16 protein-coding genes are annotated in these 17,713 nt (G+C 57.2%); 8 read left to right on the top strand and 8 right to left on the bottom strand.

The window, feature by feature from the left end:
* Positions 1–43: 43 nt before the first annotated feature.
* Positions 44–181: a hypothetical protein gene (locus ACVVH8_RS13355; protein WP_213028528.1), complete on the bottom strand. Its 138-nt coding sequence runs from the start codon at positions 179–181 to the stop codon at positions 44–46.
* 57 nt (positions 182–238) lie between these two features.
* Entirely contained in the window at positions 239–1,357 is a 1,119-nt protein-coding gene (locus ACVVH8_RS13350) for a sugar diacid recognition domain-containing protein (RefSeq protein ID WP_475230724.1), read from the bottom strand.
* Between the two features lie 171 nt (positions 1,358–1,528).
* On the opposite strand from ACVVH8_RS13350, the gene ACVVH8_RS13345 reads away from it, so the two are divergent.
* Complete coding sequence (locus tag ACVVH8_RS13345) at positions 1,529–2,839, top strand: MFS transporter (protein WP_475230722.1); 1,311 nt, start codon at positions 1,529–1,531, stop codon at positions 2,837–2,839.
* 364 nt (positions 2,840–3,203) lie between these two features.
* Here the strand turns inward: ACVVH8_RS13345 and ACVVH8_RS13340 are convergent, their stop codons facing one another.
* Positions 3,204–3,572 carry a VOC family protein gene (locus tag ACVVH8_RS13340; RefSeq protein WP_475230720.1) on the bottom strand — a complete coding sequence of 123 codons (369 nt, stop codon included), beginning with the start codon at positions 3,570–3,572 and terminating at the stop codon, positions 3,204–3,206.
* A gap of 98 nt (positions 3,573–3,670) precedes the next feature.
* On the opposite strand from ACVVH8_RS13340, the gene ACVVH8_RS13335 reads away from it, so the two are divergent.
* From ACVVH8_RS13335 to rarD, 4 genes are all read left to right on the top strand, one after another.
* Positions 3,671–4,570 carry a LysR family transcriptional regulator gene (locus tag ACVVH8_RS13335; protein WP_475230718.1) on the top strand — a complete coding sequence of 300 codons (900 nt, stop codon included), beginning with the start codon at positions 3,671–3,673 and terminating at the stop codon, positions 4,568–4,570.
* 67 nt (positions 4,571–4,637) lie between these two features.
* Positions 4,638–5,651: an aldo/keto reductase gene (locus tag ACVVH8_RS13330; RefSeq protein ID WP_401295776.1), complete on the top strand. Its 1,014-nt coding sequence runs from the start codon at positions 4,638–4,640 to the stop codon at positions 5,649–5,651.
* 161 nt (positions 5,652–5,812) lie between these two features.
* Positions 5,813–7,933, top strand: a complete 2,121-nt coding sequence (locus ACVVH8_RS13325; RefSeq protein ID WP_475230716.1) for an acyltransferase family protein — start codon at positions 5,813–5,815, stop codon at positions 7,931–7,933.
* A gap of 89 nt (positions 7,934–8,022) precedes the next feature.
* A complete protein-coding gene (gene rarD / locus ACVVH8_RS13320) occupies positions 8,023–8,904 on the top strand; it encodes an EamA family transporter RarD (RefSeq protein WP_103307156.1) in 882 nt (293 codons plus the stop codon).
* Positions 8,905–8,999: 95 nt separating this feature from the next.
* Here rarD and hppD read toward each other — a convergent pair whose 3' ends face one another.
* Positions 9,000–10,076 carry a 4-hydroxyphenylpyruvate dioxygenase gene (gene hppD / locus ACVVH8_RS13315; RefSeq protein WP_007912211.1) on the bottom strand — a complete coding sequence of 359 codons (1,077 nt, stop codon included), beginning with the start codon at positions 10,074–10,076 and terminating at the stop codon, positions 9,000–9,002.
* A gap of 458 nt (positions 10,077–10,534) precedes the next feature.
* Here hppD and ACVVH8_RS13310 point away from each other — a divergent pair, with 458 nt between their 5' ends.
* Together ACVVH8_RS13310 and ACVVH8_RS13305 are read left to right on the top strand one after the other, a co-directional pair.
* Positions 10,535–12,070, top strand: a complete 1,536-nt coding sequence (locus tag ACVVH8_RS13310) for an EAL domain-containing protein (protein ID WP_475230714.1) — start codon at positions 10,535–10,537, stop codon at positions 12,068–12,070.
* Between the two features lie 236 nt (positions 12,071–12,306).
* Positions 12,307–12,672: a histone-like nucleoid-structuring protein, MvaT/MvaU family gene (locus tag ACVVH8_RS13305; RefSeq protein ID WP_103307159.1), complete on the top strand. Its 366-nt coding sequence runs from the start codon at positions 12,307–12,309 to the stop codon at positions 12,670–12,672.
* 218 nt (positions 12,673–12,890) lie between these two features.
* Here ACVVH8_RS13305 and ACVVH8_RS13300 read toward each other — a convergent pair whose 3' ends face one another.
* On the bottom strand, positions 12,891–13,409 hold the full coding sequence (locus ACVVH8_RS13300; RefSeq protein WP_475230712.1) for a DUF4946 domain-containing protein: 519 nt from the start codon (positions 13,407–13,409) through the stop codon (positions 12,891–12,893).
* Positions 13,410–13,549: 140 nt separating this feature from the next.
* Between ACVVH8_RS13300 and gloA the strand changes: the two genes are divergently transcribed.
* The gene (gene gloA, locus ACVVH8_RS13295; RefSeq protein ID WP_103307162.1) at positions 13,550–14,071 is read left to right on the top strand and encodes a lactoylglutathione lyase; all 522 of its coding nucleotides are present in this window, start codon (positions 13,550–13,552) and stop codon (positions 14,069–14,071) included.
* A gap of 175 nt (positions 14,072–14,246) precedes the next feature.
* Here gloA and ahpF read toward each other — a convergent pair whose 3' ends face one another.
* The 3 genes from ahpF to ACVVH8_RS13280 form a co-directional block, all read right to left on the bottom strand.
* Positions 14,247–15,809, bottom strand: coding sequence for an alkyl hydroperoxide reductase subunit F (ahpF, locus tag ACVVH8_RS13290; RefSeq protein ID WP_475230710.1), 1,563 nt, complete (start codon positions 15,807–15,809; stop codon positions 14,247–14,249).
* Positions 15,810–15,939: 130 nt separating this feature from the next.
* Positions 15,940–16,503, bottom strand: coding sequence for an alkyl hydroperoxide reductase subunit C (gene ahpC, locus ACVVH8_RS13285; RefSeq protein WP_034154256.1), 564 nt, complete (start codon positions 16,501–16,503; stop codon positions 15,940–15,942).
* A gap of 137 nt (positions 16,504–16,640) precedes the next feature.
* A complete protein-coding gene (locus ACVVH8_RS13280; protein ID WP_475230708.1) occupies positions 16,641–17,579 on the bottom strand; it encodes a site-specific integrase in 939 nt (312 codons plus the stop codon).
* Positions 17,580–17,713: the final 134 nt, after the last annotated feature.

Genomic DNA, 17,713 nt, shown 5'->3' with positions numbered 1-17,713 from the left:
TGGGAGCTGGCTTGCCGGCGATGGCGTCAGTGACATCACCCGCTTAATTCGGGTCAGTCTGCGGTAGCAGTTGCACACCAAGGTAGAGGGCCAACATCCCCTCCAGCCGTAACGGATCAACCCCGCTGATCTCGGCAATCCGCTCCCACAGGTTCAAAGGCGTGCCCAGCATCGAGGGCAACACATAAACCCCTGTGGGAGCTGGCTTGCCAGCGATGGCGTCAGTGACATCACCCGCTTAATTCGGGTCAGTCTGCGGTAGCAGTTGCACACCAAGGTAGAGGGCCAACATCCCCTCCAGCCGTAACGGATCAACCCCGCTGATCTCGGCAATCCGCTCCATCCGGTAACGCAAGCTGTTGCGGTGAATCCCCAGCGCATCTGCACACGCCTGACTCTGGCCGTCGTGGTCACACCAACTGCGCAGCGTCGCCAGCAATTGGCCGTTGCCATCCTTGGCGATCACTTTGCGCAGGGGTTTGAGCAATTCGTCCAGCGCATCATCGTTGCGATGACGCCACAACATCACCGGCAAGCGGTAGCGATTGAGGATCAGCAAACGCGAGTGCGGCAACACTTCGCGGCCATAGGCGAGCAAATCCGCCACGCGTCGATAACACCGACGCAATCCGGCCAGCCCATCCGCTTGCCCGCCCACGGCGATGCGCAGAATGTTCCAGCCCAAGGCGTCGAGCTTTTCCAGCAACCGATCATGTTCGATGGTCAGACTCGCCGGCCGGCACCACAGCAACGACGACTTCGCCGACGTCACGCACCAACTGTCCGGGAAGCGCGACGTCAGCCAGGCACTTAGTGCGTCGACAGTTTGCCCTGGCCCGTGTTCTGGCCCCAATTCGAACAGATACGGCACTCGGGTCATTTGCGGTTTGAGCCCGAGTTGCTGCGCTTCATCGAGCAAACGTGGCGAGTCCCCCGCTTCACTCAACAGCAACGCCAGCAAGTCATCGCAACGCTGCCGTCGCCATTGCTGTTCGGCTTGCTGATTGCGCTGGCCGACCAACATCTCCGCCGTCATCCGCACCAGTTCGGCGTAAGTGCGCAGTTGTTCCGGCTCGCCGGTAATACCGAGTACGCCGATCAAACGCTGATCGAGCAGCAGTGGCAGGTTGATCCCGGGCTGCACGCCTTTCAGGTGCTGGGCGGTCGGCCCGTCTATCTCCACGACCCGCCCGTTGGCCAGCACCAGTTGCGCGCCTTCGTGGCGAGTGTTGATGCGCTCCGGTTCGCCGCTGCCGAGGATCAGCCCCTGGCTGTCCATGACGTTGACGTTGTACGGCAAAATGGCCATGGCCCGGTCGACGATGTCCTGCGCGAGGTCGTGATCGAGTTCGAACATAACGGAGAAAATCCTTATAGACAGGCACGGACGGTTGTTCACCCGCACAGGGCTTGGCGCAAAACCCTGTGCTCAGGCACAAAGACAATCCGGCCAAAGGTGGCCGAGACTCTCAGGGCGATCAACGTTACCCTTTGCATCGCAAAAAATCATAATAAAGAGAGAGCCGCTATGTCGCAGAGCGCCGCAGCTACCCAGACCATCGAAGACGATAAAAACGCCGTTTATAAACGCATCACCCTGCGTTTAATCCCCTTCATCTTCATCTGCTACCTGTTCAACTACCTCGACCGGGTCAACGTTGGATTCGCCAAACTGCAGATGCTTGATGCGCTGAAATTCAGCGAAACCGTCTACGGCCTCGGGGCCGGTATTTTCTTCATCGGCTACGTGCTGTGCGGCGTACCGAGCAACTTGGCGTTGACCAAGTTCGGTCCACGGCGCTGGATTGCCGTGATGATGATCACTTGGGGCACGCTGTCGACCTGCCTGTTGTTCGTCACCACGCCGACCGAGTTCTACACCCTGCGCCTGTTCACCGGTGCGGCCGAAGCCGGGTTCTTCCCGGGCGTCGTGCTCTATCTCTCGCAGTGGTTCCCGACGTTCCGCCGTGGCCGGATCATGGCGCTGTTCATGTCGGCGATTCCGGTCTCGGGTTTGCTCGGCAGCCCGTTTTCCGGGTGGATTCTCAATCACTTTGCTGCGGGCCAGGGCGGCCTCGCCGGCTGGCAATGGATGTTTCTGCTGCAAGGTATTCCGACCGTTGTCTTGGGCGCACTGGCGTATTTCCTGCTCAGCGACAACTTCGCCAATGCCAAATGGCTGACCACGCATGAGCGCGCGGTACTGGAGGCCGATCAGGCCGAAGACTTGGCGAACAAGCCGAAAACCACCTCCGACTCGCTGATTGCGGTGTTCAAGAACCCGGCGATCTGGGCGTTTGGCCTGATTTATTTCTGCATCCAGAGTGGCGTGTACGCGATCAATTTCTGGCTGCCGTCGATCATCAAGAACCTCGGCTTCAGCGACAACCTGGTGATCGGCTGGTTGAGCGCCATTCCGTATCTGCTGGCGGCGGTGTTCATGCTGCTGGTCGGGCGCTCGGCGGACCTGCGCAAAGAGCGGCGCTGGCATCTGGTGGTGCCGATGCTGATGGGCGCGATCGGCCTGATCATCGCGGTGAATTTCGCGGCCAATCCGGCGATTGCCATTCTCGGTCTGACCCTTGCAACCATGGGGGCGCTGACCGGTCTGCCGATGTTCTGGCCAGTGCCGACCGCCATGTTGAGTGCAGGCGCTGCCGCCGGTGGTCTGGCGCTGATCAACTCGATGGGGCAGATGGCCGGGTTCCTTAGCCCGTACCTGGTGGGTTGGGTCAAGGACAGCACCGGTTCGACCGATGCGGCGTTGTACCTGCTGGCCGGGGTGATTGTCGGCGGCAGCTTGCTGGCGTTGCGCATGACGCGGACATTGCGGGCTTGAGTTGATGCAAGGAAGAGCGGCCCTTTTCAGGGCCGTTTTTTATTGGGGTTTCGGCTTGGTTTTTTGTGGTGTTCTGAAGATCTTTTCCCCCTCACCCCAGCCCTCCCGAAACGTCGGACCGCCCCCAAGGGGGCGAGGGGGAAAGGGAGCCGATCTGCGGGCTTTTCAAGACCTGCGTTCGACTCGGTATTGCACGTCGGCGTACCTCGCTCAAACACTTCGGTCAGTCCGTCTTCCTTAAATGACGGCTTGGGAATAGGGAGCTGATCTGGATGCTTTTCAAGACCTGCGTTCGACTCGGTATTGCACGTCGACGTACCTCGCTCAAACACCTCGGTCAGTCCCCTCTCCCTCTGGGAGAGGGTTAGGGTGAGGGCTTTGCTTTGGCATCCAGTTCAATCACCAGACCACCCGGCATTTGCACGAAAATCTGCGCGATCCCCTCACCCGGCACCTGTGCCAACTGGTACGGCAAACCACTTTCGCGCACCCGCCGCAACACTGTTTCGGCCAACTCATCGGTACGAAAAGCAATGTGGCTCAATTCAGTGTTTTCCGGCAGCGGCTGCTCGATCACATGCACCAGCGCGTGTGCATCCTGATACAGCCAGCGTCCGGGAAACGGAAACGGCGGCCGACGCCCCGGTGTGAGCCCGAGCAATGCCGCGAAATTGTCCTGCAAACTCTGGCCGTCAGCGGTGTTGAACGCCAGATGATCGAATGTCCAGGTCATGCGTATCTCCCGTGGTAATTCATTGATTGCAGTGTCTACCCTTGCCAATCACGGAAAAATCCCGCTAAAACGCAAGGATCTTTAAAGGATTTTTACCAATGAGCTCGATTCTCGATCTGGAGATCTTCGTCCGCGTGGCCGACTCCGGGAGCATTTCCGCCGCTGCCCGCGCCCTGGAACTGACGCCGGCCGCCGCCAGCATTGCCTTGAAGCGTCTGGAAACCCGACTCGGTATCCGCCTGCTCGCCCGCTCCACCCGCAGCATGCGGTTGACCGAAGAAGGTCGGCGCTATCTGGAAAGTGTGCGCTTGGCGCTGGCCACACTGGCCGATGGCGAGCAGGCACTCAAGCAGCAGACCGAAGGCCTTAGCGGCGTGCTGCAACTGGCGGCACCGTCGGATTTCGGACGCAATGTGTTGCTGCCGTGGCTGGACGAGTTCAAGCGCGAACACCCGAACATCCAATTGCAATTGCTGCTCAACGACCGCCATTCCGATCTGTTTCGCGAGACCGTGGACGTGGCACTGCGCTTCGGAGTGCCGAGCGATTCGACACTGGTGGCATTACCGATTCTGCCGCAACACCGCCGCGTGGCCTGCGCCAGTGCGGACTATCTGGCGCGGCATGGCGCGCCCCGACACCCCGCCGAATTGAGCGAACACAGCGCCCTGCTCTATCTGCGCAACGGTCGGCCATACAACACCTGGCAGTTCAGTCGTGCGGATGAGGTGCTGGAAGTTGAAGTCCACGGCGACTACCTCAGCGACGACGGCGAAGTGGCCCGCCGCTGGGCGTTGGCCGGGCATGGCATCGCCTACAAGGCCTGGCTCGACGTAGCCGAAGACGTGCGCGCCGGACGCCTGGTGACACTGTTTGATGACTGGCGAGGTGAGCACGCGCCGTTCAACCTGTTTTGCCCGCATCGGGTGCAAGTGTCGGAGCGGGTCAAGGTATTGCAGGCGTTTTTGCAGGAGCGCTGCCAGGCGTTGAGCCGATAATTCACTTTGCCACGTCGCACGCTTCTGGTATTTGATTAGGGTTTCCCACAGGCAAAAGGATTTCGGCATGAGTTATCGCACACTGGGTCACTCAGGGTTGCAGGTGTCCACCCTGACACTCGGCACGATGATGTTTGGCGAACAGACCAGCACCGAGGAGTCGCTGCGCATCATCGACAAGGCCTGGGATCAGGGCATCAACTTCATCGACACCGCCGACGTCTACACCAATGGCCGCTCTGAAGAGATCGTCGGCGAAGCGATTGCCGGTAATCGTCATGAATGGGTGCTGGCGACCAAGGTCGGTTTCGGCCCGGTGGACGGTGTGCCGAACCGCAGCGGTTTGAGCCGTAAACACATCTTCAATGGCCTCGATGCCAGCCTGACCCGTTTGGGCACCGACTATCTCGACATCTATTATCTGCACCGCGAAGACCACAACACGCCGCTGGAAGTCACGGTGTCGGCGATCGGTGACCTGATCCGTCAGGGCAAGATTCGTTATTGGGGACTGTCGAACTACCGCGGCTGGCGGATTGCCGAGGTGATTCGTATTGCCGACCAACTGGGTGTCGATCGCCCGGTGATCAGCCAGCCGCTGTACAACATCGTCAACCGTCAGGCCGAAACCGAGCAGATTACCGCTGCGCAGACTTATGGTCTGGGCGTCGTGCCCTACAGCCCGCTGGCCCGTGGCGTGCTGAGTGGCAAGTACGTACCGGACGTGACACCGGACGCCAACAGCCGTGCCGGGCGTCAGGACAAGCGCATTCTGGAAACCGAATGGCGCGTAGAATCGCTGCGCATCGCCCAGCAGATCCAGCAATACACCGAGGGACGAGGCGTTGGCATTGTCGAGTTTGCGATTGCCTGGGTGCTGAACAACAGCGCCGTGACTTCGGCGATTGTCGGGCCGCGCACGGAGGCGCAGTGGGATGCGTATACCAAGGCGCAGGCTGTGAAGATCACGGCGGAGGATGAGGCGTTTATTGATTCGCTGGTCACGCCGGGGCACGCCTCGACGCCGGGCTTCAACGATGTAAGCCATTTTGTGTCGGGTCGCAAACCCCATCGGGCCTGATGTTTCCTCCTGCGCACAGCCCGCTTGCGGATGAGAGGGCCTCGAATGGAAGAAGTCTGGCGATATTGCTTCAGCCCCTGTAATCAGCCGCTTGAATGGACAAGAGTGCGATCAGCCGCGAGCCACCGGTTGAACACTCGATCAAGGCCAAGGATAGATAAATGCTCAGTCGCACTCTGGAGTTCGCGTGGAAGCCTTTGCGCGCGATGTGGTTCAACATACTCGGCGATAAAAAGGGCTTGGGCCAACACCCTTTAGCCACTGCGATTCCGGCTCGCGGGTATGGCGCACCTGCCATTGAATACCGCGCGGATGTTGACGGACTTCGGGCAATTGCCGTTCTGCTGGTGTTGATTTTTCACGGTGGTTTTTCGTTATTCCCTTCCGGTTTTATTGGCGTCGATATTTTCTTTGTCATCTCGGGGTATCTGACGACTTCGATCATCATGAAATCGCTGGATAACGGCACGTTCAGCTTCACCGGGTTTTACACCCGACGTATCTGGCGATTACAACCGGCGATAATTGCGTTGTTGATAGCAACGCTGATCATCACAACGTTGCTGTACTTGCCCGATGACTATGTCGACTTTCTGAAAAGTGCCAAGTACACGTCTTTACTTCTCTCAAACCAGTACTTTGCCAATGCGACATCCGGGTACGCCACGCCCGATGCGGCGAACTTGCCTCTGCTGCACACCTGGTCGCTGGCAATCGAATGGCAGTGGTATCTGGTCCTGCCGCTGGGCCTATGGGTGCTCCATCGCCATGTGGCGAAACAGGCTTTCAAGGCGAGCGTCCTCGGCCTGACCGTGGCTGCCATCGCACTCGCGTCATATCTGTCGGAAACGCTTGCCGATAAAAATTACTACTTCTTCGCCGCTCGAGTTTTCGAATTGATGATCGGCTCCTGCGCCGTCATCTTCAGTACGGACAAGTTCAAGCTTGATCGCCTGAGCGCCTCTCTGATTTGCCTGTTGTCGCTGGCCACGATTGTCTACTGCGCCACTCGCGAAAATATCCTCGCCGGTTTTCCGAACTACTACGCCATCGCGGTGTGTATCGCCACAGCTGCCCTGCTTTGTCGCGGGATAGGCGATGCCAGCATCACTTCAAGACTATTGGCGTTCAAACCGTTGGTGTTTATTGGCACTCTCTCCTACTCCCTGTATTTGTGGCATTGGCCGATCCTCGCCGTCATCAGTTACCTGGGCATCCCCTTCACCCCGATGGTGAAGGTCGTCTACTTCATTGCCACTTTTGTGGCTGCCTGGGTCAGTTTCGTCTTGATCGAAAACAGATTTCGCAAAGCAAGGACCGGCTTCACCAAAACCCTGGTGCTGCTGATGATCCTGCCCGCGCTCGGACTGTCACTACTTCACTCTAACGCCAAGAAGCACGATGGGTGGCCTGAGCGTTTTGGCGAGGATTCGAGTTACGTCTTCAGTGGTTTGAAAGCTTCTATACCCGCCCACCGAGAGAAATGCCTGGGTGTGAGTGATGAAGCTGATCCAGGCTGTGTAATGGGCGCTATGCAGCCAACCGCAAAAGCCTTTCTTTTGGGCGATTCATTTTCGAACCACTACTGGGGGTTTGTTGAAACGCTGGCCAAAGACGCCAACCTTTCGGTGCTCTCACAGGGTTATCCGGCATGTCTGGCGTTGCCCAAGGTCTATCTCTACGACTCGAAAAAATATAAAAACGGGCTTTATCAAAAATGCCACGACGCCACACAGCGCTACTACGACCTCATCACGAAGAGCCATTTTCAGTATGTAATCATTGGTCAATTCTGGGAGGCCTATCTCAGCGCGGATATCGTCACTGAAGTGGATGATCCGCGCAGCCTGGAACTATCCCAACAACGCCTTGGCGCAGCAATCCGCGATGCCCTGGATATCATTGTAGCGTCGGGCGCCACCCCCATCTTCCTGATGAACACGCTGCCAATGCCGGCGGGTATCAATGAATGCCTGTTGAGACAGGTGAAGTTTCGGGGCTGGATGGGCAGTGCCGAACAAAGCAGTCTTTGCGCCTCGTCCACATGGTCGGGCAGTGAAGACCCGGTATTGGCGAAGTTGTTCAGCAATCTGCAGGCGGAATATCCCACGTTGATCCTGATTGACCCGAAAGGAGTGCAATGCGAGGACGGCACTTGTGTAACAACCATCGACGGATTGCCGGTCTATCGTGACATTGGTCACGTAACCGACTATGCCTCTTATAAGCTTGGCGAAATGTACCTCAAGCGTTTCGGCAATCCGTTGAAAGGCACTCAGTGATGTTGTAAATAATGAGCATCCGAACAATATTCAGCACAAAAACCACGTATCCTTCGCGCCCCGTTTGATCACCCACCCGCGAGGACAGTTTGTCTAAAGGTATCGCTTTATCGGTCTCAGCCTCGGTGCTGTTTGCCGTCATGTATTACTACACCTCGCTGCTCACCCCGTTGAGCGGCGTGGAAATCTTTGGCTGGCGGATGCTGCTGACTGTGCCGTGCATGACCGTGTTCATGCTGGTATCCGGTGAATGGCGGCGGGTGCTGGAGCTGGTGCGCCTGATGGTGGCGAAGCCGAAATTGATCGGCGGATTGATCGTCTCGGCAGCCTTGCTCGGCGTGCAGTTGTGGCTGTTCATGTGGGCGCCGCTCAACGGTTACAGTCTCGATGTATCGCTGGGCTACTTCCTGCTGCCGCTGGCCATGGTGCTGACCGGTCGCATTGCCTACGGCGAAAGCCTGTCGTACCTGCAAAAGGTCGCGGTGTTCTTCGCAAGTCTGGGCGTGTTGAACGAGCTGTATCAGGTGGGCGGGTTTTCCTGGGCGACCCTGGTGGTCGTGATCGGCTATCCGTTGTATTTCGTGCTGCGCAAATACCTGAAGACCGACCACCTCGGCGGCCTGTGGGTCGACATGACCTTGATGCTGCCGATCGCCTACTGGTTTGTGCACGGTGGCGAGCAAGGCTTCGGCGTGTTCGATCAATACCCCGGGCTGATGTGGCTGATCCCGCTCCTCGGTCTGATCAGTGCCTCGGCGTTGGTGGTTTACATCATTGCCAGCCGCTTGCTGCCGTTCAGTCTGTTTGGTTTGTTGAGTTATGTTGAACCGGTGTTGCTGCTCGGTGTGGCGTTGTTGCTCGGTGAGAGCATCAAGTCCGGGGAATGGCTGACCTACATTCCGATCTGGCTGGCTGTAGTGGTGTTGGTGTTTGAAGGGTTTAAACATTTGATGCGCCAACGCCGGCCTTAAGCCTTGCACAGCTCAAAATACGGGAGTTTATGTGAAGCAAAAAAAATCCCGGCGCTGCATCACTGCAGGCCGGGATTTTTCATTTCAGTTGCGGATTACTCGGTGGCAAGCACACCACGGCGCACCTGGTCACGCTCAATCGACTCGAACAGTGCCTTGAAGTTGCCCTCGCCGAAACCATCGTCGCCTTTGCGCTGGATGAATTCGAAGAATACCGGGCCCATCAGGGTTTCCGAGAAGATCTGCAACAGCAGACGCTTGTCGCCCTGCTCCGAAGCGCCATCGAGCAGGATGCCACGCGATTGCAGTTGATCAACCGGCTCGCCATGGTTTGGCAGGCGGCCTTCGAGCATTTCGTAGTAGGTGTCCGGCGGCGCGGTCATGAAGCGCATGCCGATTTTCTTCAGTTGATCCCAGGTCTTGATCAGGTCATCAGTGAGGAACGCAACGTGCTGGATGCCCTCACCGTTGAACTGCATCAGGAACTCTTCGATCTGGCCCGCGCCTTTGGACGACTCTTCGTTCAACGGGATGCGGATCATGCCGTCCGGTGCGGTCATGGCTTTCGAGGTCAGGCCGGTGTACTCGCCCTTGATGTCGAAGTAACGGATCTCGCGGAAGTTGAACAGCTTCTCGTAGAAGTTCGCCCAGTAGGCCATGCGACCGCGATACACGTTGTGTGTCAGGTGGTCGATGATCTTCAGGCCGGCACCGACCGGATTGCGGTCAACGCCTTCGATAAACACGAAGTCGATGTCATAGATCGAGCTGCCTTCGCCGAAACGGTCGATCAGGTACAGCGGCGCGCCGCCAATGCCTTTGATCGCCGGCAGATTCAGTTCCATTGGACCGGTTTCGATGTGAATCGGCTGGGCGCCGAGTTCCAGTGCGCGGTTATAGGCCTTTTGCGAATCCTTGACCCGGAACGCCATGCCGCACACCGACGGGCCGTGCTCGGCCGCGAAGTACGAAGCGACGCTGTTCGGTTCATTGTTGAGGATCAGGTTGATCGCGCCCTGACGATACAGGTGCACGTTCTTGGAGCGGTGGGTCGCGACTTTGGTGAAGCCCATGATCTCGAAGATCGGCTCCAGGGTGCCAGGGACCGGCGAAGCGAGCTCGATGAATTCAAAGCCCATCAGGCCCATTGGGTTTTCGTATAAATCTGCCATGGTGGCGCCTCATCATTTCTTATCAATTAACCAGGGTTATTTGTCAGTAAATGCTGAGACCGGAGGGTGGCGCACAGGAGATGCCGCGCACACTGCGGGCGAGGAAGTCACCGTAGATCAGTTGAAACCCGAATATCTTCATTGTCGACCCAAGGCTCTTGCGGGCGAGGCTTCTGCTGCCAGAAGACGATTATTATTGTATGCGTAACCCGATTCTACACAGCGTAAATAGGGTTGTCTGCCCTCTCTATAAAATCCGCTTTTCTGGCGAGGGTGCAAGGGGTTTGTTGCACACCGTTCATCACGCATCGCTGACAATGTCCAGAGCTTCAATGAGCCGATCAGCAGCGCAAGCCACTTGCGCCATCTATCATCTCGTCTGGCTCGCCTGCTATTCAGCGGCATGCCGGTGCCCGGCTGCATTCGAGAGCCACACTTTTTCGCGACAGGATGCGCCCATGCCGTTAACCATCAGACCCCGCCGCAAATACAGCGCCCGCATTACCGTAACTCTGCTCAGCGGCCTGCTGCCGGTGTTACTGGGCAGCATGATTCTCTACATGCAGGCCGAACGCACGCTCCAGCAGAGTTCACAGCTCACCGCCGAAGAAGCGTTGCGCCAATTCGAGTTGATGCTCGATAACACCGCGCAAGCCGCCCGGGAGCTGTTGCCGCTGGCCGGGCAAACGTGCGAAGACGTCAAACTGGCGCTGCGCGAGCAAGTGACTCGCCGCCCTTTCGTGCGCTCGACCAATCTGGTGTGGGACGACAATCTCTATTGCAGCTCGTTGTTCGGCGACTATAAGGAAGCCGTTAACGCGGGCGACTATACCCAGGGCAAGTTGTGGCTGATGAACGGCAATCCGGTAACCCCAAATACCGCGCTGCTGGTCTACCGGCTCAGCGAAGGTCGCGGCGGTGCACTGACAACGCTGGACGGCTATCACCTGAGCAACGTGCTGCGCTTGATCGGCCGGCAGACGCTGCTGTTGCTGCAAGTGGGCGATAACTGGCTGTCCGCTGATGGCAAAGTCCATCAAGGTGCCCTGCCCGCCCTGCCAGTCGCACAAAGCATGCTCAACTCGTCGCGCTATGCGTTCAGCGTATCGGCCGGTTTTCCCAAGGGCGAGACTTGGCGCTACATGGCCGACGCCTACCCGCCGCTGTTCAGCTTGTTGATCTTTTTTGGTGTGATTTCGGGCGCGATCGGCCATGTCTTGCAAAAGCGTTCCACCTCGCCGAGCCATGAAATGCTCCGTGCGCTGGAGGCCGGCGAGTTCATTCCATACTTCCAGCCCGTGGTTCATGGCGACACCAAAAAATGGTCGGGCGCCGAGGTCTTGATGCGCTGGAATCATCCCAAGGAGGGTCTGGTGCGCCCGGATCTGTTTATTCCGTTTGCCGAACATTCGGGATTGATCGTGCCGATGACCCGCGCCTTGATGCAGCAGACCGCAGCGTTGCTCGGACCTCAATCATCGAGCTTCACCACGCCCTTTCACATCGGCATCAATATCACCGCCAACCATTGCCAGGATCTGGAACTGGTGAAGGACTGCCGTGAGTTTCTCGCAGCCTTTGCACCCGGCAGCATCAATCTCGTGCTGGAGTTGACCGAGCGCGAGCTGATCGAGCCGACCGACACGACGCGGCAACTGTTTGAACAATTGCACGCCCTAGGGGTGATGATCGCCATCGACGACTTCGGTACCGGCCATTCAAGCCTGGGTTACTTGCGCAAATTCAATGTGGATTTCCTCAAGATCGACCAGAGTTTCGTCGCCATGATCGGCATCGATGCGCTTTCACGGCATATTCTGGACACCATCATCGAACTCTCGGCCAAGCTTGATCTGGGCATTGTTGCCGAAGGTGTCGAAACTCAGGCACAGGCCGATTATCTGACCGCGCATAACGTCAACTTTCTGCAGGGCTATCTCTACGGCAAACCCATGCCAGCGGCAGACTTCATTAGTGCATTAAGTCACCATTAACTAAATGGAATTAAGCGCAGACCGGCTGGCAAGCCGCACCAAATTGATACAAAAGACCACTGTTGTTACATGAAGACAACTTCAGGATTTACTCCAGACGCATTAACAACTACAATTTTTCTTGCCTGCGCAAAGATTGGCAGGTGAGCCAATTATCACCGAGTCGCTACAAGGCTCTTGGCTTATAGCTTTGTTTGCGGTTGGTATCAGCCAAATACACTATTGGAGTAAAGATATTGTCCAGACTCGCTGAATTTCGTGCAGCTGAAAAGGCCCTTCAGGAACAGCTCAAGCAGCTGGAATCGCTGAAGAACGATGCCGGGCTCAAGAAAGAAATCGAATTCGAAGAAAAGCTCCAGGGGCTGATGAAAAACTACGGCAAAGGCCTGAAAGACATCATCGCCATTCTCGATCCGAATCCGGCTAAATCCGCTCTGCAGACGTCTGCAGCGCCTAAAACCCGCCGCGCTCGCGTGGTCAAGGTCTATCAGAACCCGCACACCGGCGAACTGATCGAGACCAAGGGCGGCAACCACCGTGGCCTGAAAGCCTGGAAGGAACAATACGGTGCCGCTACCGTTGATTCCTGGTTGCGCGGTTAATCCCTCGCCAACATGAAGCCCTGCATGATGCAGGGCTTTTTTATTGACAATATCTAACAAATGAAATGAATTTCATCGAGCAAGTTGCGATTTTTCTGTAACGTCTCTGAGCCAGACACCTAAACATTTTGCTGCATCCTGTTGCGACTGCAGCCCAACCTTAAACTTTGTGCTTAATCCCTTCGGGTATCTAACCGGGGCGCGAAGAGTACAGACGCTTAAAGTTTCAAGCTGTTTCTAGCCGCCGTTATTTCCTCGGCGCTTGCCTTATACACCTCGGCCTGACCGGCATAGGAAAGAACATAAGCCTTATCCGCCTCGACTGCCGCTACGAGCGTTTGCGATAACACGTGCCGGCCATTCTCGGTCACCGTACAAGTCGTTTCCAGCGCGGGCAAAGAACCAAGCGTCGCTGCGTGCACCTTGTTGCAGACACTTTGATAGCCGCCCTGAAAAAAGTCCTTCTGGATTGACTTACGCATCTCCAGCAGCACGCCTTGCAAGTTGACCTGATGATCACTTTCGACCCGGGTCATGGTCAATTCCATCACCATGACCTGATTGCCATCGGCATCGTTCTTGACCGCGCGTTGCCTGGAAACTTGCGCGGTCGTATCGGGCAACGCCTCGACCTCCCAGCCAGCGGGCCAAGTGATGCCCGGCGCATCGGCCAGCACCGCAGCCGAGACAAGCCACAAAGCAAAGAAAACTAACGGGGTTTTGCACAGTCGGATCATTGCCGGACACACTCGCGGATTGAGTCATAAAGTCTGAACCCCCGCCCGGGCGCAGGGCAAGCCCGCCCTTTCATTTGGCGATGCCGGCAGGCATGCGTATCATTGCGCCCATTCACTCGCCCATAGTTATTGGAGGGCCCATGAGCCTGCACGAACTGAACACTTTCCCCGGCGTCACCGCCACGCCAGACAGCGCAACCCGCAACTTCGTTTTCAACCACACCATGCTGCGTGTGAAAGACATCACCAAGTCCCTGGATTTCTACACCCGCGTACTGGGCTTCTCGCTGGTCGAGAAGCGCGACTTCCCGGAAGCCGAGTTCAGCCTGTACTTCCTCGCCCTGGTCGACAAAGCGCAGATCCCGGCCGATGCCGCTGCCCGCACCGAGTGGATGAAGTCGATCCCGGGCATTCTGGAGCTGACGCATAACCACGGCACGGAAAACGATGCTGATTTTGCCTATCACAATGGCAATACGGATCCGCGTGGTTTCGGCCACATCTGCATCTCGGTACCGGATATTGTCGCGGCCTGCGCACGCTTTGAAGAGTTGGGCTGCGACTTCCAGAAGCGCCTGACCGATGGCCGCATGAAGAGCCTGGCGTTTATCAAGGATCCGGATGGTTACTGGGTCGAAATCATCCAGCCAACGCCGTTGTAACTGACAGCACAATCCCCCTGTAGGAGCGAGCCTGCTCGCGAAGGCGTCCGTTCAGCCAACATGATCGCTGAATGACACACCACTTTCGCGAGCAGGCTCGCTCCTACATTTGGATTTGTGTCAGGCACAAAAAACCCGTGATCGCTCACGGGTTTTTCATTTCAACGGCTGACGCTTACGCCGGAGCCGAAGTGCGGATCAGGTGATCGAACGCACTCAGCGACGCCTTGGCGCCCTCGCCCACTGCGATCACGATTTGCTTGTACGGTACGGTGGTCACATCGCCGGCCGCGAAGATCCCCGGGATCGACGTCTCGCCACGGTTATCGACAATGATCTCGCCACGCGGCGACAGCTCGATGGTGCCTTTGAGCCAGTCAGTGTTAGGCAGCAGACCGATCTGCACAAAGATCCCTTCCAGCTCGACCGTACGCAGTTCGTCAGTGTTGCGATCCTTGTAACGCAGGCCGTTGACCTTCTCACCGTTACCGGTGACTTCAGTGGTTTGCGCACTGGTGATCACCGTAACGTTCGGCAGGCTGTGCAACTTGCGCTGCAACACGGCATCGGCACGCAACTGCACATCGAACTCCAGCAGTGTCACGTGCGACACAATACCGGCCAGATCGATGGCCGCTTCAACGCCTGAGTTACCGCCGCCGATCACCGCCACACGCTTGCCTTTGAACAACGGGCCGTCGCAGTGCGGGCAGTACGCCACACCTTTGTTGCGGTATTCCTGTTCGCCCGGCACGTTCATTTCACGCCAGCGCGCACCGGTCGCCAGAATCACACTCTTGGCTTTGAGGGTCGCGCCACTGGCGAAACGGACTTCGTGCAGCTCGCCATTTTTGCCGGGAATCAGCTTATCGGCGCGTTGCAGGTTCATGATGTCGACGTCGTACTGTTTGACGTGTTCTTCCAGCGCGGTGGCCAGTTTCGGGCCTTCGGTTTCCTGCACGGAAATGAAGTTCTCGATGGCCATGGTGTCGAGCACCTGACCGCCGAAACGCTCGGCGGCGACGCCAGTGCGAATCCCTTTACGCGCCGCGTAGATGGCTGCCGACGCGCCGGCCGGGCCACCGCCGACCACCAGCACATCAAACGCTTCTTTAGCGCTGATTTTCTCGGCCTGACGCTCGATGGCGCCGGTGTCGAGTTTGGCGAGGATTTCTTCAAGGCCCATGCGGCCCTGACCGAAGTTTTCACCGTTGAGGTAGATACTCGGCACGGCCATGATCTTGCGATCGTTGACTTCATCCTGGAAGAGCGCACCGTCGATGGCAACGTGGCGGATGTTCGGGTTGAGCACGGCCATCAGGTTCAGTGCCTGAACCACGTCCGGGCAGTTCTGGCACGACAGCGAGAAGTAAGTCTCGAAGCTGAACTCGCCTTTGAGCGAGCGGATCTGCTCGATCACTTCAACACTTGCCTTCGATGGGTGGCCACCGACTTGCAGCAGGGCCAGCACCAAGGAGGTGAATTCGTGCCCCATCGGGATGCCGGCGAAACGCAGGTTGATGTCAGCACCGGGGCGATTGATCGAAAACGATGGCTTGCGCGCATCATCACCGCTGTCGATCAAGGTAATTTGGCTCGAAAGACTGGCAACGTGTTTCAGCAGTTCCAGCATTTCACGGGATTTCGCACCGTCGTCGAGGGAGGCAACGATCTCGATCGGCTGGGTGACCCGTTCCAGGTACGATTTCAACTGGGCTTTAAGATTGGCGTCCAACATACGGGCGATCTCCTGAATAAATTTGAGGCGAAAAAAAACGCCCGAGCGAATCTCGCCCGGGCGTTTTTATTGGGCGGTGCAGCGTACTTAAGTAGGTGCGGAGTCCCGCCCTGAGTTGCGTGTCACGGACTTAGATCTTGCCGACCAGGTCCAGCGAAGGAGCCAGAGTGGCCTCGCCTTCTTTCCACTTGGCCGGGCAAACTTCGCCTGGGTGAGCAGCAACGTACTGAGCGGCCTTGATCTTGCGCAGCAGCTCGGAAGCGTCACGGCCAACGCCGCCATCGTTCAATTCAACGATTTTGATCTGGCCTTCAGGGTTGATCACGAAGGTGCCACGGTCAGCCAGGCCAGCTTCTTCGATCAGCACGTCGAAGTTGCGGGAGATGGCGTGGGTCGGGTCGCCGATCATGGTGTATTCGATTTTGCCGATGGCTGGCGAAGTGTTGTGCCAGGCAGCGTGGGCAAAGTGGGTGTCGGTGGAAACGCTGTAGATTTCTACGCCCAGTTTCTGGAAGGCAGCGTAGTTGTCAGCCAGGTCTTCCAGTTCGGTTGGGCAAACGAAGGTGAAGTCGGCTGGGTAGAAGAACACGACCGACCACTTGCCTTTCAGGTCAGCGTCCGAGACTTGAACGAAGTCGCCGTTTTTGAATGCGGTAGCTTTGAACGGTTTTACTTGGCTGTTGATGATAGGCATTGATGACTCTCCGTCAGGGTTGTGAAGTTGATGGGGTGAATCCTACCCACTCACTCGACGGATGGCTCATTGGCAAACCTGATGCTGCTGATTTGTTTTCGCTATTAGCTGACTGTATTAATAGAAGAAAACGATATCTAGGGCGAAGCCGGTTTATCCGTAATCCGAGCCATCCCTTGAAAGGGGCTGGCTTCAACATAGCGCATGGCTGACTTCATGTCCTTCCAGCCGACGTAACTCATCAACGATTTCAGATCCCAGCCGCTTTGATGGGCCCACGTCGCAAAGCCGCGGCGCAAGGAGTGGCTGGTGTAATTTTCGGCGGCAATGCCGGCGCGCTGCAACGCCTGGCGCAGCAGCGGGATGATGCTGTTGGCGTGCAACCCCTCCTCGTTCAGATTGCCCCAGCGGTCAATGCTGCGAAAAACCGGACCGCGCACCAGTGCCGCTTCGGTAATCCAGTCGATGTAGGCCTGCACCGGGCAGAGTTTGAGCAGCGCCGGGGCTTGATAAGTCTGCCCGAGGTTTTCCCGATCACCCTTGCTGCGTGGCAAATACAAAGTAATGCCTTTGCCGGCGTGCGCTTGCACGTGTTCGATTTGCAGACGACACAACTCATCGCTGCGAAAGCCACGCCAGAATCCCAGAAGAATCAATGCACGATCACGGAAAGCCTTGAGCAGTAACGGGCGGTCCTGCTGCTCTCTCGCGGTTTGTGCTTCATGTTCAAGCCAGTCAATCACTCGTTGCAGATCCTGTAACTGCAAAGGTTCGGCCTGCTTCTCCTGCGCCGGATGCAATGCGCGAATGCCTTTGAACACCTTGCGCACCACCGGCGCTTTGGTCGGATCGGCGAAACCCTGACTGTTGTGCCATTGCGCCAACGCCGACAGACGCAACTTCAGCGTATTGATTGAAAGCTCTCCGGCGTGCGCCACCAGATACCTCGCGACGCTATCGGCCGTCGCCGGCAGGAAACCTCCCCACTTCACTTCGAAATGCTCGATGGCGGCGCGATAGCTACGGCGGGTGTTGTCACGGGTGGCGGCTTGCAGATAGCGATCCAGATCGCTCATGGGCAGTTTTCTCGCAGGCGTACTAATTCAAGGATGCAGAAGCGCATTTTGCCGTCTGACACTGGGTAATACCAGTATATCCCGTGTCTTTGATATCAAAGATTTAACTTTATTTTCAGCGTGGTACACTGCGT

The organism is Pseudomonas trutticola BRTCR10 (assembly GCF_056155105.1).
This window is presented reverse-complemented; position numbering and strand designations above follow the sequence as displayed.

Bases quoted from the DNA above. Each gene is read 5' to 3' on its own strand.
- ACVVH8_RS13350 (WP_475230724.1), bottom strand. From the start codon at position 1,357: ATGTTCGAACTCGATCACGACCTCGCGCAGGACATCGTCGACCGGGCC.
- ACVVH8_RS13345 (WP_475230722.1), top strand. From the start codon at position 1,529: ATGTCGCAGAGCGCCGCAGCTACCCAGACCATCGAAGACGATAAAAAC.
- ACVVH8_RS13340 (WP_475230720.1), bottom strand. From the start codon at position 3,572: ATGACCTGGACATTCGATCATCTGGCGTTCAACACCGCTGACGGCCAG.
- ACVVH8_RS13335 (WP_475230718.1), top strand. From the start codon at position 3,671: ATGAGCTCGATTCTCGATCTGGAGATCTTCGTCCGCGTGGCCGACTCC.
- ACVVH8_RS13330 (WP_401295776.1), top strand. From the start codon at position 4,638: ATGAGTTATCGCACACTGGGTCACTCAGGGTTGCAGGTGTCCACCCTG.
- ACVVH8_RS13325 (WP_475230716.1), top strand. From the start codon at position 5,813: ATGCTCAGTCGCACTCTGGAGTTCGCGTGGAAGCCTTTGCGCGCGATG.
- hppD (WP_007912211.1), bottom strand. From the start codon at position 10,076: ATGGCAGATTTATACGAAAACCCAATGGGCCTGATGGGCTTTGAATTC.
- ACVVH8_RS13310 (WP_475230714.1), top strand. From the start codon at position 10,535: ATGCCGTTAACCATCAGACCCCGCCGCAAATACAGCGCCCGCATTACC.
- ACVVH8_RS13300 (WP_475230712.1), bottom strand. From the start codon at position 13,409: ATGATCCGACTGTGCAAAACCCCGTTAGTTTTCTTTGCTTTGTGGCTT.
- gloA (WP_103307162.1), top strand. From the start codon at position 13,550: ATGAGCCTGCACGAACTGAACACTTTCCCCGGCGTCACCGCCACGCCA.
- ahpF (WP_475230710.1), bottom strand. From the start codon at position 15,809: ATGTTGGACGCCAATCTTAAAGCCCAGTTGAAATCGTACCTGGAACGG.
- ahpC (WP_034154256.1), bottom strand. From the start codon at position 16,503: ATGCCTATCATCAACAGCCAAGTAAAACCGTTCAAAGCTACCGCATTC.
- ACVVH8_RS13280 (WP_475230708.1), bottom strand. From the start codon at position 17,579: ATGAGCGATCTGGATCGCTATCTGCAAGCCGCCACCCGTGACAACACC.